The sequence below is a fragment of the Streptomyces sp. NPDC058985 genome (genome assembly GCF_042740985.1).
Lineage (GTDB): Bacteria > Actinomycetota > Actinomycetes > Streptomycetales > Streptomycetaceae > Streptomyces.
Genome location: NZ_JBHYJX010000063.1, coordinates 1 through 13,638, shown reverse-complemented (window position 1 = coordinate 13,638; position 13,638 = coordinate 1). Strand labels below are relative to the sequence as shown.

The window sequence follows — 13,638 nt, the reverse complement described above, 5'->3', positions numbered from 1 at the left end:
TCTGCCCGGCCGGCGGCCGGACACTGGCTCAGGTGGTGCCGTCCGGCCTGGTAGGACGGGCCGCGAGGACGTCGTCCTCGCCTGCTACGGATTGCGGTGCGCGGGCCGGGAACGAGGCAGTGAGGTGGTCGAGGGTGCCGGTGACGTCCAGGAGACGGTCCAGTTGCGCGGGGCGGTCGTCCAGGTGCAGTCGCACCCCTGCCTGAGTGGTGCGGCGGCCGATCATCAGCAGGATGGACAGGCCCATGGAGTCGACCATGCCGAGTCCGGCGCAGTGCAGATGGAGGTCTTCGAGGCCGGGCCGGGCGGCGAGCTGGGCGGTCGCCTCGTCCAGCAGGAGATCGGCATGGTCGTAGTCGAGATCGCCGTGCACTTCGATGCGGACCTTGTTCTGCGTGTCGACCGTGACGAGACGCAGGTGATCGGGGGGTGTGGAGGTCATGCGGTGGTCCCGGCGGTGTTGGAGTGGGCGGTCGTGAGCACGTGCGTGGCAGCCCGGAGCATACGGCAGGCTCGGGGAAAGTCCTTGAGTTCATGGGCCAGCAGCCCCAGTGCCGGCGGCAGACTCGTCGCGGGCACACCCCGCGCCACCAGGATGTGCGCGGTCCAGGTGATGAACCCGGTGAAGAGGGTTTCGTCGCCGAGGTAGAGGGCGGTGGCGAGGAATTCCACGATGTGCGCCAGGTCCTCGGCGGTCCGCTCACGTTGCGGATCGTCGTAGGACGCCATGGCCGGAAACGCTGTCTCCAGCCGGCTGAAGACGGCGCGTACCAGGGACCTGCCGTTCCGGCTGACCAGGGTGTACTCCTGGTCCGACAGGTGGGGCAGGTCGTCGATCTGCTGATGGTCGGGCTGTGGCCGGGGCAGCGGCCCCCGGGCGAGGCGATCGGCGGCAGTGCGGGCGTCGGGGGCCCACGCGTCGGCGCCCAGCAGGCGTGCGTACCGCCCGTCGGGTCCGAACGCGGCGCCTCCGACGAGGACGGGCACGCCGACGGCCTGGCACGCGGTGACCGCCGCGTGGGCCGTGGGCAGTCGTGTGGCGATCGAACTGGACAGGGCGACCGCGTCGGCGCGGGTCTTGTGAAGGTGCTCGATGAGGTGCGGTGAGGGGACCTGCGCACCGAGGTAGTCGATCTGCCAGCCGCGCAGTTTCAGTACTTCGGCCAAGAGCCGGGCGGGCAGAGCGTGCCACTCGCCGTCCACGCAGGCGACGGTGATCCGGCCCCGGGAGACGGCGGTGCGGGCGGAGGGGTGCACGCTCACCGCGGCGACCGCCCGCTCGTTGATGGCGGTCGCGGCGTGCTCCTGGGCGATGCTGATCCGGTTGGCCGCCCACTCCTCACCCACCTTGCCCTGCACGGCCGCGATGACATCCAGCAGCACGCTCTCCGGTTCTGCCCCTTCGTCGAGGGCACGGAGCACCAGCTCGGTGGCCGCGTGCTCATCTCCCGCCGAGACGGCGCTCCACAGCAGGTCAGCCTGCTCCCGCACGTCCGCGCCGGCTGCGAGGCAGGGCGAGACACTGGCGTTCATGCGGTGTACCTGCCCCGTGTGCGGCCGTTCACCGCACTCAGATGGTGGGTGCGCGGAGCGGAGATCACTACGACTGCCATGTCGTCGTGACGGCCTTGGCCGAGCCACTGGGCGGCCAGCATGTGCACGTGCTCCGCGATCCCCTCGGCGGGCATGCCCGCGCACTCGGACAAGGCGCGCTTGAGACGCTCGTCGCCGAAGAGAGCGTCACCCATCGGCCCGCCCTTGGCTTCGGTGATGCCGTCGGTGTACAGGACACAGGACTCGCCGGGGGCCAGGGACACGGCCGCGGTGCGGGCGGAGATCGTGGGCACGGCACCGATCAGGGTGCCCCGGGTCCCGGCTTCCTCGACGGTGCCGTCCGCGCGGATGATCAGCGGGGCAGGGTGGCCGCCGCTGGTCAGCCTGAGATCCACCTCGCTGCCCCGGCGCTTGGCGGAGGCCAGGACCAGGGTCGCGAACCGAGTGGTGTGCGAGTTGAGCAGAGTGGTGTTGAGCACGTCGAGCATGCGCTCATGGTTGTCCGCCAGCGGCAGCAGCGCATGCAGCGTGTTGCGGATCTTGCCCGTCAGTACGGCGGCCTCCAGGCCCTTTCCGCATACGTCCCCGAGCGTGACCAGGGAAGCGTCACCATCGGCGGTGGCGGGGTGTACGTCGTAGAAGTCTCCGCCGATGCGTTCGTGGTCCCCCGCCGGCCGGTACCGGCCGGCGAAGTCGACCCCGGAGACCTGATGCAGCACCGGCGGCAGAAGATCACGCATCAGCACCTCGGTGATCGCGCTCTGCTCCGCATAGAGACGGGCGGCCGACATCGCCGCCCCGGAACGGGCCGCGAACAGCCGTGCGAAGACTTCCTCTTCCTCGCTGAACGCGACACTCTCCGCCCTTCGCAGCAACACCAGCGCTCCGGCCGGGACGCCGTGCCCGGGCAACGGGGTGATCACTATCGAGCCGACCGGCCCGAAGCCCTCGGGCACCATCCACCGCGGCGCCGCCGCGGGGTCGATCCACCGCGAGGGCACCGGCGGAAAGCCCCGCAGCGCCTCTGCCAGACCCGGCACCCCCTCGGGGTCCGCCTTCTCCTGCGCCAGAGTGGGGACCCCGCCGCGCAGGCAGGTCACCACCGGGAGCCGATGCCCACGGGCGGGCGCGACGACCAGCGCCGCATCAGCGAGGCTCTCGGCGGCCAGCTGCGCGGTCACATCCATGCAGCGCCCCAGATTCAGCGAGGAGAGGAGGGCACTGGACGCCTCAGCGAGGAACGCGGTCCGCTTCCGCTCCGCTTGCAGGGCTTCCCGGGCCACCTGGTGGTCGGTGTCATCCCTCAGCCACCACACCACCGAACCGTCATCCCGCACATGGGGATGAGCCTCGAAACGGCGCTCCCCGATCGCACCGGACCGCGGCACATCGGTCTCCGGGACGCCACGTGGGCCGGGGAAGCGCAGCGCTTGATGAGCGTCGGCGATCCAGGACGGAGCCGCGTCCACCAGGGGCGTTCCGGGAACGGCGCCGGGCAGGAGCACACCCGCAGCGTCATTGCGGTGCGTGAGTCTGCCCTCTGCGTCAACGACCAGAACCGGGTACGGGGCACCGCCCCAGGAGAGGTCCGAATCCGTGCTTGCGCCGGTTTGTGCTTGGGTGGATACCAAAGACCGAGGACCCGCTGAGCGAATCCCTCACCTCATCACCTCGACGGAACAGTTGCCTTAAGGCAACCATCCCTCATGATGTTGCCTTAAGGCAACCAGCGCTCTCGGCTCGGTGGGTGCTCATCGGCCCGCGTGGGGGTGGGCGGCCTGCTGTGCGGATGCGGGCGGGGGAGGGTGGGTTCCGGCAGGGTGCGGAAGAGAAGCCGGCTCAGGGCCGGCCGTCGCGCGCGCGTGATGACGACGCTGGCCAGGGCCCGGCAGGGCGGCCGGAGCGGCCGCCGTCCCGGGTCCGTTCACCGGCGTGCCGCGGGGCTGCGTCCGACGCGTTTGCGTACCCGGCGCACCAGCTCATCCGCGCCCTGCGGCCACTGTGCGTACTGAAAGTCGAAGCCTGCCTGGACCAGTCGGCCCGGGACGACACGGCGGCTCTTCAGCAGCAGTTCGGTGTCGGTACGCAGAGCGAACGCGCCGACCTCGGCCATCCACTTGGTCGCGGGGAGACCCACCGGTACACCCCACGCCGAGCGCAGGGTGCGCATGAATGCGCGCTGCGGCAGGGGATGGGGGGCTGCCAGGTTCACCGGCCCTTCGATGTCTTCCCGGTGGATCAGAAACTCCACCGCGCGCACGAAGTCGTGTTCGTGGATCCACGACACGTACTGTGCACCACCGGCGACCGGGCCGCCGAGACCCAGGCGGGCCAGTCCCAGCAGGACGGCGAAGACCCCGCCGGGGTCCGGGCTCATCACCATGGCCGAGCGCAGAGCGACCTTGCGGGTGGCCGGCGTTTCCGCCTGCCACTGAGCCTGCTCCCAGGCTTTGGCGATCTCGACGCTGTACGCCCAGTAGTCCGGTACGCCCGGTTCGGTACCGCCGATCACACCGGTGGTCTCGTCGTTGGGGACGTCAAAGCGGTGCGCGTACACCGTCGCGGTGCTCATCTGCAGCCAGACGCGGGGTGGTCGGGCAGCGCGCGCGATCGCGGCGCCCACGATCCGGGTGGAGTCGACCCGGGAGTCCATCATTTCCTGCAGATTGGCCGCCGTGTACCGGCAGCTCACGGTGCGTCCGGCCAGATTGATGACGACGTCGCTGCCGTCCACCGCCGCCGCCCACGGCCCCAGTGTCCGGCCGTCCCACTGGGCCTCGCCCTCGTGCCTGGGGTGTCTGGTGAGAATCACGACCTCGTGGCCGGCGCCGGCCAGTGCGCGCTTCAGGACAGCGCCTACCTGTCCGGTGCCGCCTGGAATCACCATCCTCATCGGCTCCCCTCCTTCGTCTCGGGTGAGCTTAGACCAAAGAGTTGAACGCGTTCAAAACTATGGTGCGATCCACCTTCTCAGTCGGCCCCGCCGTGCGACACGGGGCGCTGGACGTCAGCTGGGAGTGTTGGATGGCGAGGTTGCGCAGACCAACCGCGGCCCGAGACGCGATGCCGGTGCGCACACGGAGGGCGTGCCCTGTCGAACAAGCTCGTGCGGGATTGGCGGTGGGACGTCGCGGACTGCGGTGCGGCCCGTGTTCACATCTGCTGCCCGCTCTTCTGACGGCCGGGACGACCAACGTGCCCGGTGCATCGCCGTCCTCCCCGCAAACACCCGAGGGCGGTCAGTCCCGCTCCGGTGTCGGAGCCGGGAGAACGCTCAGCTCGGACGGTGCTCCTTGCGGGGCCCGCAGCGTCGCCACCTGCGCCCGCAGAGACCGGACCTCTTCGGTCAGCGCCTCGATGGCCGCCGTCTGTCGCCGTTCCTCCGCGTCGTCTCTTTCGAAGCGGGAGATGAACCAGGCCGCGATGTTCGCGGTGACCACACCGAGCAGCGCGATCCCGGACAGCATCAGCCCGATCGCCAGCAGCCGGCCAAGGCCCGTCGTCGGCGCCATGTCGCCGTATCCGACGGTCGTCATCGTCGTGAACGCCCACCAGAGTGCGTCTCCCAGTGTCTGGATGGACGCACCGGGTTGGCCGCGTTCCACCTCCAGCACCGCCAGCGCCCCGAACACCAGCAGTCCGAGACACGAACCTGTGACGTACGTCGTCACCCTGACCTGCGAGGCCATCCGCGCCCGCTGTCCCGCGAGCAGCAGCATCGACACCAGCTTGAGCAGCCTGAGCGGGCGGAGCAGCGGCAGCAGGACCGCCAGCAGAGCCAGCGGATGGCTCCGCACGAACCGCAGCCGGTCCTCGCTCAGCCACAGCCGTACCGCGTAGTCGATGGCGAAGGCCGCCCACACCACCCAGTTCGCGACGTGGCAGGCGGACAGCACCCACTCCGGGGCATCGGGCATGACCACCGGCAGGGCATAGGCGACGGCGAAGAGTACGGCGAGCGCCAGCAGCGGTCCCTGGGTGCGCCGCTCCCAGCGATCAGTGGTGTTCGTTTCGGGCATGCGGGCCATAGTAGAAAGTCGGCGCCGCGACCGGGCCGCACCCCACCACGTCGGCGCCCCGGCCCAGAGTCCTGCTTCCTTCCAGCCGGGACACGGCGGGGGCCGAACGGCCGATGCGGGAACCGAGGCCGATCTGACGCCGACCCCGGTGCCGACGGCCGAGACGGACAAGCCCGCCGGGGCATCATGCTGCTCGACCAAGTTCCGGGCCTTTGGGGAGGACCAGGCGGATCTCCCGGCGTGGAAGGAAGAACACAACGCCTCCCGCCTCAAGGGCGACGGTATCGATCACGCCATGCTCGGCATCGCCCGCCCGCACAACCTCGCTCTGGCCGGCTGGCACGCACCCAACAAAGCCGGCGCGTGCCGAAAGCTGTCAGCGATAGACCGATCACTATGACCGAGAGCCGCGGTCCCGCAGAGCGCTGACGCCGCTGCCATCGGCGAAATGCTGAGAAGCGTGGGCCTGGCGGCGCGCATCGCGAAGCCCCCGGGTGGCTGCCGCTTCGATCCGATGCGCTTCGGGACTGAGCGGTATGCGCCGTCGCTCCCGACGTACCAGCACGGTCATGGACACGGCCAGAATTGACGCCACGACCGCCAGCGTCGCAACCACGTAACCCATCGTCCCCCACAATCGCCTCAGACGGTCGTCGTGACCGACGGACCCGGCTTCGCTCGTCGAAGACTGCCCGGCAACGGTACCCACCTGGTTGCTCGACGTGAAAGACAGGTTCCGGCATCAAGAATCGGCTGACTTTGCCGCCTTCCGGCAACGCCCAGCCGACCCAGTCTCACTTCGCACCCGATGGAGGAGTCGGACATACGGGACAGCTGAACGTCTCCACCCACACACGCTCGACCCTCAACGCCCCAGCCATACAACGAAGATGCCCAGTTCACGGCCTTCTGGAAACACCCTTTGGAGCGGGACGACACGCTCGCTGACATCGCCATGTGCCTGGGAGCCGAACGCGTGCGTTGGGCGTCCCTTCGGACCGTCGAACTGCGCACTGCGGAGTCTGGCGCCGAGGACTCGGCACCACAGAAGATCCCCATGGCAGTGCTGGAGCTGGTCGTTCCGGCACCGCGTGACTCAGGCCGCGGTCATGGAGGCCAACGGACACCGTAGCGCTCAAGCAGCCGTTCGTGCGCCGCACGGCGACGGCGCATGAACACCCGAGAAGCCGCCAACGCGACGAGCAGTGCCGCGGCCAGGCCGGCCGCGACACGCAGCCCTGTCGTGTGCAACTCGCCGTTCACCAGCAGAAAGAGCAGGAACACCACGGGGATGCCGATGAGCCAAGGACGCATACGCTGCCGCCCCAGCGCACCGTAGTAGTCAATGGCGATCCGGGCATGCAGCAGCTTCACTTCGCTCCGGGCCTGCGGCAGCGTCAGCACGGGAACAGGCCACGCACGCATACCCGGCAACCGACCACTTTCGAGTGCGCCGGGGAATTGCTCCCGCGTACGGGCGGCGCGCTCGCGCGCGTCCGGCAGGCTTCGAAAGACGAAGAATAGCGTGCCGGAATCCCGCAGTTCCGGATCCGGGCCGGAGTAGCGGTAGCCGTACTGCTCGGCGACGTACGCGAACTGCGCGAACTTCCACAGCGACGGCCACGGGACCTCTGTCGTGAACGACACTTCGGCTTCACCCGAGGCGATCGGTGTGCGAGGGGAACCGCTGGACCGACCGTCCTCTCCGGTCTCACACAGGAGCTTCCTGAGGTGCCGTCGAAGGCTCACTTCTCTCCTTTTCCCTCGCGCGCTTTCTGAAGCTCGTCATACAGTTTCTGGTCGAGCTCTGTGAACTATTCAGTGGCCCTTTTGGCGAACTTGAAAACACCCTTGGTGAGCTTGGCGCTGTCAGGCATGGCCTGGGCTCGTGTGAATGGTGGCCGAAGGAGCGGGTTCCGCCGCATATGCTGCCAGCGACTCAACGTTCGGTGCGGCGAGAGGTATGTCTTGAGTAGGCTACTGGATGCCTTCGACGCTCACGTTTCCCCAAGTGACGGCATCTTCGGCCTGTACGACACATCAGTCGACACCTACGGGATGGAGCCGGATTCCACGAGGTGGTTGCTCTCCACCCCTGGTCTCGTGTACATGCAGATACCGTCCCAGGTGTTCCGTGCCGAAGTGCGACTGGAGAGCTGGTCCACTCTCCCTCGAGAAGAGGTCGCCCAGTGGTTCGGTCGGGAGGAGGTGGAGGTGCGACTCCCCAGCGGCGACCTGGCCATTTACACCTTGGACGGAGGGCGGCAAGAGGCCCCGCTCACCCTGCCCACGCCCGGCCTGTACAGGATGCGGTGGCAATGGATGTTCAACAGCGCCAGTGGGCCCTTCACTTCACCGCTTTCGTGGCGCACTCTGCAGGTTTCTCCGGTACGGGATGAGAGGCTCAACGGCAGGGATCTGTACTGTCTCGTGCAGATTTGGCGTGTCTCTGCCGAGTGAAGGGTACGGCGCCGGTCGCCGGCCCCTGCGGCTTGTCAACACAGGCGCCGAGACGGCGCCCGGCTTCCTGACTCTCTGCCGGGTCGATGTAGTGGACGGAGGGTCGTTGAGGTGCTGGTCGCCTTCGTACTCGTGACGGGTGGCTCCCTCGTAGCCAGACGCGAAGGGGAGTTCGTCGCAGTCGAGACTCTCCCCTTCGGCGGGTCGTCCTGGGCTCGGGCTTGCGGAACGCGGGCACGCCCTTGGAGATCGCCTCGGCGCCGGTCGGCGCCGAACAGCCGCTGGAGAACGCCCGCAGGGCCACGTACAGGTAGCCCAGTAGCCCGGTATCGCCCGTGATCAGGCCACCGCCGATGAAGAGGTACGTCGGCGCGGCGATGGCCCGGCCGGACTCGCGCACCCCGCGCAGATTCATCGCGGCGAACAGCGCGACGAAGCCGACCGCCGGCAGCACCCGGTGCTCGACCGGCCCGGGCCGCGCGGAGAGGACGTTGGCCACGCCGGAGGCCACTGGCACGGCAACGGCACGACCGTCATCACTGTCACGACAGCCGCTGCGATCCACGGCGTGAAGTGCAGATACGCCAGGCCGCCGAGGTCAGGAGGAGGATCTCCTGCGTCGCGTACGCCACCGACGACAGCGCATCCGAAGCGAAGATGGCCAGTCGAACCGCTTCGGCAACGGCGTCTCGCCCAGTTCCTCACTGCGCCTGGACCGGCCGATCACCAGGCGTTTCAGCGGGCCGGTCACACTGAGCACAGCGCGAGCGCAAGCCGCCGGGCTGCGGGCACGGCCGTACGCGATGCCGCCGCGCTCCCCCGAACCGGATCAAGGCCCTGCGCGTAGGACGCGTCCGCCACGGCGGTCTTCGACCGCGAGGTTCGCGGCCCGCCCGCGGCGCCTTCATGGTCGACGCCCTCGAGAGGTTGGACCAGACCACAGTCCGTCGTTGAACAAGACACGATCCAGCCGCAGTCGAGCTGAGACGGGGGTGTCGTGGCACGGGTTTGGCGTGATCAATGCTTGACACCAGGGACCTTCTGTTTTGGCGCGAGGTCCTTGCTTTCTATGGGTGGAGGTCGTGCGCAGGGGGTGGGGATCTGCCTGGCATGTCAATTCGTTCGGACAGGGAGGTAATTGCCTCGACAGCGTTGCGAGCCGCGGGTAAGGATTGGCTGGGATCATGCATGACTGGCGTTGGGCGAATCGGGTTGAAGTGGCCTGAACGTGGGCTTGCCTCTTCCGGATCGGGGGTAGGGAATTGAATCCATCAGACATAGCTGCCCGTTCTCCTCAGAATCGTGGGCAATGTGTTGATCTCAAGCAAGTGTCCCCACGCGAGAAGGGCGAGCATGAACAAGAGGTTGCACATGTGGCGGTCTCCTCCCTGAGGCTCGGGGACTCTCCACGCCTGGACGGGGAGAGCGTCGAACACGTCGCCAGGCTGGCGGAGACCGATGCGCAGTTGCCGCCGATCCTGGTGAACCGGCAGACCATGCAGGTGATCGATGGAACCCACCGCCTGTTGGCCGCTGAGCTTCGCGGCTATGAGACGATCGGTGTCGTCTTCTTCGACGGTTCGGCCGAAGACGCCTTTCTGTGGGCTGTCAAGGCGAATGTGGACCACGGACTTCCCTTGTCGCTGGCTGACCGCCGGGCTGCGGCGGCGCGGATCCTCGCGACGCATCCAGGCATGTCGGACCGGTCGATCGCGCGGACCTCCGGCTTGGGCGCCAAGACGGTGGCAGCGATCCGGCGTCGTTCAACTGACGTCGGGCAGCAGTTGAACAAGCGCATCGGGCGGGACGGCAAAGTTCGCCCGCTGAACAGCGCGGAAGGCCGTCACCGGGCCGCCGAAGTGATGGCTGAGCGCCCGAATGCGTCACTTCGGGAGGTGGCCCGGCTGGCAGGGATCTCGCCGGCGACCGTGAGTGACGTCCGTAAACGACTGCGAGCCGGTGAGCCGCCGGCACCGGTGCAGCCCGAGGCGGCCGATCGCGACCATGACTCAGCCGCGACGAATGCGGCCTCCAGACCGAGACGGGACCGGCAGACGCGACTCACGCCCTCGGATCCGAGGTATATGCTGGAAAAGTTGCTGAGGGATCCTTCACTGCGCCACAAGGAAGAGGGACGCCAGCTGCTGCGTCTGCTGCAGCACAATGCGATGGTGACGCAGGAGTGGTCGGGGCTGACCGCTGCGGTGCCGATGCATTGTGGGTCTCTGATCGTGGATCTGGCGCGACAGTTCGCCGCGACGTGGTCTGGATTCGCTGACGAACTGGACGATCGGGTGCGTTCGGTCGACGGGTCTGCCGTCAGCTGATGGCCGCCCGCAGCCGCTTGGTCCGGTTCATCGCCCCATGATGGAATGACTCCCAGGCCCCGAGGTGGAACAGTCGAATCGGGCAGCCCACTCGTCAGCGGCCATCTCGGGGACAGCCGGAATCGGACCGTGCTGCGCTTCTGTGAGTTCGACCTGCGGTGACGTTTGTTCCAGTGTCGGTGGGCCTGGACGGCTTGGTGCCGGTGATGGCGGCGCCAGGCGGACCAGTGCAGGACGTGCCCGAGGGGCGCGGCGAGGTGCCGTAAGGGCCGTGACGCGGAGCACGGCGAGCAGTTCGCGGGCCACACTGCTGCTTCTTCGGTGAGTTCACCCGCACCCAGGAGGCAGCCGGTCACGGGCCAGGTCGTGGTCCCACGAAGCGTGGGAGAGGAAGTGTTGCATCGCCTCGGTCGTCTCCCGCGCCGGCAGTCGTGAATTCAGCGCGATGGACTTTCGGCCAACTCGGCCACTTGATCGTTCAACGTCATCACAAGCACTCGTGATCACGGTGGCCGTTCCCGCACTCGCAGACACCGCTGAACTGCACGGACACCTCAACGATCAAATTTACAGCTGCCGTGTCAGTGCTTGTCGAGAAATTCGATGATTGCGGTGTTTACCCGATCCGGGCGTTCGAGGTAGCCGAGGTGGCCGCAATCAGGTATTTCGACGAAGTCGCAGTCAGGGATGACTTCGGCTATCTCGGCGGCCAGATGCGGCGGTGCGATGAGATCGTCGGCGAACGCGATGACGCGGCACGGTGCGTTGATTGCCGGGAGAGCCGCTCGGCGGTCCTCGTCGGCCTCGATCCATGCCTGGCCGCCGGCCGTGCCCTGACCGCCGGTCAGCTCGAAGATCTCCAGCCACGTGGCGGCGGTGGCGTCGTCGTTCAAGGTCTTCGGCGACAGCATCTCGAGGACTGTTCTCATGGCCGTGTAGCCGGCGGGCAACCGGACGCCGCTCTCCAGCAGGGCCCGGTCCGCTGCCGCGTGTGCCCGTCGGAAGGCGTCGGACCGTGATCTGGTGGCGATCAAGACTGCGCACCTGACCAGGTGAGGGGATTCGATCGCTATCTCCTGGGCGATCATCGCGCCCAGGGAAGCCCCGACGATGCGGCACGGACCGAGGCCGAGTTCCTTGATCAGTCCTGTGGTGTCAGCGACCATGTCCGCGAGCGAGTACTTTCCGGGAGGCACGTCCGAGGGCGCGATACCCCGGTTGTCGAACGTGACCGTCTCGTACCCCGCCTGGTGCAGCGCGGGTGTCTGGTGCATGGTCCAGACGTGGCCGGCGGCAGAAGAACCCATGATCAGAAGGACGGGTTCTCCGCTGCCCGAACGCTCATAGGCCAGCCGGATACCATTTGTCTTCACATAAGGCATGATGTGCGCGCTCTCCTCATGGCGTACGAGAACAACTGGTTGCCGGACACGTCACACGAACTCGGATGAGAGCGCCCCACTATGGCACCGGCCCACAGTTCTGATCAACGGTGTCCCCTGCCCGGACGACGCGGTCAGGTCCCTGCCGGCCCGGATGAACGGTCGCCGTCCGTACGGGCCCTGTCGCGACAGGCGGCCGGGAAACTCATGCGGATCTCAAGGGGGTCTGCGAAGGTGAAGAGGTGTGGAGAACCGGAGCGGCGTGGCTGGTCATCGGTCTGGCGGTGGCCTGCGTCGCCATCGGCTGGCTGAGCGTAGCCCTTGTCAAGGCCCGGCGCCTGCACCGCAAGGCGGTTGAGGAACGGCGGCTGCTCCTCGAGCGGGAGCGCGAGAGCGCTGCCCGGATCGCCGTCCAGGGCGAACGGGACCGGATCGCCCAGGAACTGCACGACATCGTCAGTCACAACGTGAGTCTGATGGTGGTTCAGGCAGGCGCGGCGCGCGAGGTGCTGGCCACGATGCCGGACGAGGCCGAGGCCGCGCTGAGGGCAGTCGAGAACGCCGGCCGTGACACGATGACCGAGCTACGCCATCTGCTGGGCCTGCTGACACCGTCCCCGAGCGGCGATGACGACGAGCACGGGGAGGACCTGGCGCCGCAGCCGAGCCTGAGCAGGCTCAGCTCCCTGGTCGACCGGATCGCCTTCGCCGGCCTGCCCGTCGAGGTGCGGATCTCCGGAGAACCGCGCCCGCTCCCGGCGGGGATCGACGCGACCGCGTACCGGATAGTGCAGGAGTCGCTGACCAACGCGCTCAAGTATGGTGACGGGGAGAAAGCCGAGGTGATGGTGCGGTACACGGATCACACTCTGCGCGTGGAAGTACTGAACAGCGGGCCGAGCGTCTTGACCGGTTCCGCCGACAGACCCGCGCCGAAGGCACAGAGCGGAGACTGGAAGGAAGGAGCGGGCCGCGGGTTGCTCGGGCTCCGGGAGCGCGTCGCCGTCTACGGCGGCGACTTCGACGCACGGCGCCGTCTCGGCGGCGGATACCGGGTCCGTGCACGCATCCCGCTGGGCCGTCCATGAGCACACCGGAACGCACGCAGGAAGCCATGCCCGACCCCACTCCCCGTGTCCTCATCGCAGACGATCAGGCTCTGGTCCGCTCCGGCTTCCGCCTGATCCTCACCACCCGCGGCATCGAGGTCGCCGGTGAGGCCGCCGATGGGATCGAGGCTGTCGAAGCGGCACAGCGACTCCTGCCGGACGTCGTCCTCATGGACATCCGCATGCCCCACATGGACGGCCTGGAAGCCACCCGCCGCGTCCTGGAGAAGGCACCGCACTGCCGGGTGGTCATCCTGACCACCTTCGACCTCGACCGCTACGTCTACGCCGCACTCGCCGCCGGTGCGAGCGGCTTCCTGCTGAAGGACGTCACCCCCGAATACCTGGCAACCGCCGTACGTCTCGTCAATACCGGTGACGCCCTCCTGGCGCCCTCCATCACGCGACGGCTCATCGAACGCTTCGCCAGCGGCGACCGACAGCCCGGGCGGGAAGTCCTGTCGTCGGCCGTCCACCGGGACCTCGCGGCGCTGACCGCACGGGAGACAGAGGTTCTGAAGCTCATGGGCCGAGGACTGTCCAACAACGAACTGGCCCACGAACTGACCCTGAGCGAAGCCACCGTGAAGACACATGTGGCCCGCATTTTCGCCAAGCTCGATCTGCGGGACCGCGCCCAAGCCATCGTCCTGGCCTACGAGACGGGGCTGATCAAACCAGGCGAAGCCGCGGGGACTGTAAATCGTTCGGTGTAACTCCCGATCATGGAGGATGCATCGATGACCAGTGAGAACGTGGCTGAGCCCGAGGCCGTTGAGCCCTCGAA

General features: G+C 67.8%; 10 protein-coding genes and 2 pseudogenes. 4 read left to right on the top strand and 8 right to left on the bottom strand.

The genetic code is table 11. The features are described 5' to 3' along the window. Positions 1–28: 28 nt before the first annotated feature. From ACFW01_RS35075 to ACFW01_RS35055, 5 genes are all read right to left on the bottom strand, one after another. Positions 29–442 carry an STAS domain-containing protein gene (locus ACFW01_RS35075; protein ID WP_234961394.1) on the bottom strand — a complete coding sequence of 138 codons (414 nt, stop codon included), beginning with the start codon at positions 440–442 and terminating at the stop codon, positions 29–31. Further along, a complete protein-coding gene (locus tag ACFW01_RS35070) occupies positions 439–1,533 on the bottom strand; it encodes a cobalamin-dependent protein (RefSeq protein ID WP_384510453.1) in 1,095 nt (364 codons plus the stop codon). The genes ACFW01_RS35075 and ACFW01_RS35070 overlap by 4 nt, the downstream gene beginning before the upstream one ends. Continuing rightward, positions 1,530–3,059 carry a PP2C family protein-serine/threonine phosphatase gene (locus tag ACFW01_RS35065; RefSeq protein WP_384510450.1) on the bottom strand — a complete coding sequence of 510 codons (1,530 nt, stop codon included), beginning with the start codon at positions 3,057–3,059 and terminating at the stop codon, positions 1,530–1,532. Before ACFW01_RS35065 ends, ACFW01_RS35070 begins: the two co-directional genes overlap by 4 nt. A 419-nt stretch (positions 3,060–3,478) precedes the next feature. Then, positions 3,479–4,447, bottom strand: coding sequence for a TIGR01777 family oxidoreductase (locus ACFW01_RS35060; protein ID WP_384510447.1), 969 nt, complete (start codon positions 4,445–4,447; stop codon positions 3,479–3,481). A 346-nt stretch (positions 4,448–4,793) separates the two neighbouring features. After that, positions 4,794–5,582 (bottom strand): potassium channel family protein, encoded by a 789-nt coding sequence (locus ACFW01_RS35055; RefSeq protein ID WP_234961390.1) that lies wholly within the window; start codon positions 5,580–5,582, stop codon positions 4,794–4,796. Positions 5,583–5,796: 214 nt separating this feature from the next. Between ACFW01_RS35055 and ACFW01_RS35050 the strand changes: the two are divergent. Continuing rightward, positions 5,797–5,910: pseudogene (locus ACFW01_RS35050) on the top strand (IS5/IS1182 family transposase); the annotation flags it as partial. Between the two features lie 770 nt (positions 5,911–6,680). Here the strand turns inward: ACFW01_RS35050 and ACFW01_RS35045 are convergent. Both ACFW01_RS35045 and ACFW01_RS35040 read right to left on the bottom strand, forming a co-directional pair. Then, positions 6,681–7,220 carry a hypothetical protein gene (locus ACFW01_RS35045; RefSeq protein ID WP_384510444.1) on the bottom strand — a complete coding sequence of 180 codons (540 nt, stop codon included), beginning with the start codon at positions 7,218–7,220 and terminating at the stop codon, positions 6,681–6,683. Between the two features lie 1,021 nt (positions 7,221–8,241). Beyond that, a pseudogene (locus ACFW01_RS35040) lies at positions 8,242–8,793 on the bottom strand (DNA-binding protein); the annotation flags it as partial. Between the two features lie 568 nt (positions 8,794–9,361). Here ACFW01_RS35040 and ACFW01_RS35035 point away from each other — a divergent pair. Beyond that, the gene (locus tag ACFW01_RS35035; RefSeq protein WP_384510441.1) at positions 9,362–10,360 is read left to right on the top strand and encodes a ParB N-terminal domain-containing protein; all 999 of its coding nucleotides are present in this window, start codon (positions 9,362–9,364) and stop codon (positions 10,358–10,360) included. Between the two features lie 581 nt (positions 10,361–10,941). Here the strand turns inward: ACFW01_RS35035 and ACFW01_RS35030 are convergent. Further along, positions 10,942–11,742 (bottom strand): alpha/beta fold hydrolase, encoded by an 801-nt coding sequence (locus tag ACFW01_RS35030; RefSeq protein WP_384510438.1) that lies wholly within the window; start codon positions 11,740–11,742, stop codon positions 10,942–10,944. A gap of 242 nt (positions 11,743–11,984) precedes the next feature. Here ACFW01_RS35030 and ACFW01_RS35025 point away from each other — a divergent pair, with 242 nt between their 5' ends. Both ACFW01_RS35025 and ACFW01_RS35020 read left to right on the top strand, forming a co-directional pair. Then, positions 11,985–12,830, top strand: coding sequence for a sensor histidine kinase (locus ACFW01_RS35025; protein ID WP_384510435.1), 846 nt, complete (start codon positions 11,985–11,987; stop codon positions 12,828–12,830). 26 nt (positions 12,831–12,856) lie between these two features. Next, positions 12,857–13,567 (top strand): response regulator, encoded by a 711-nt coding sequence (locus ACFW01_RS35020; protein WP_384510432.1) that lies wholly within the window; start codon positions 12,857–12,859, stop codon positions 13,565–13,567. Positions 13,568–13,638 lie beyond the last annotated feature (71 nt).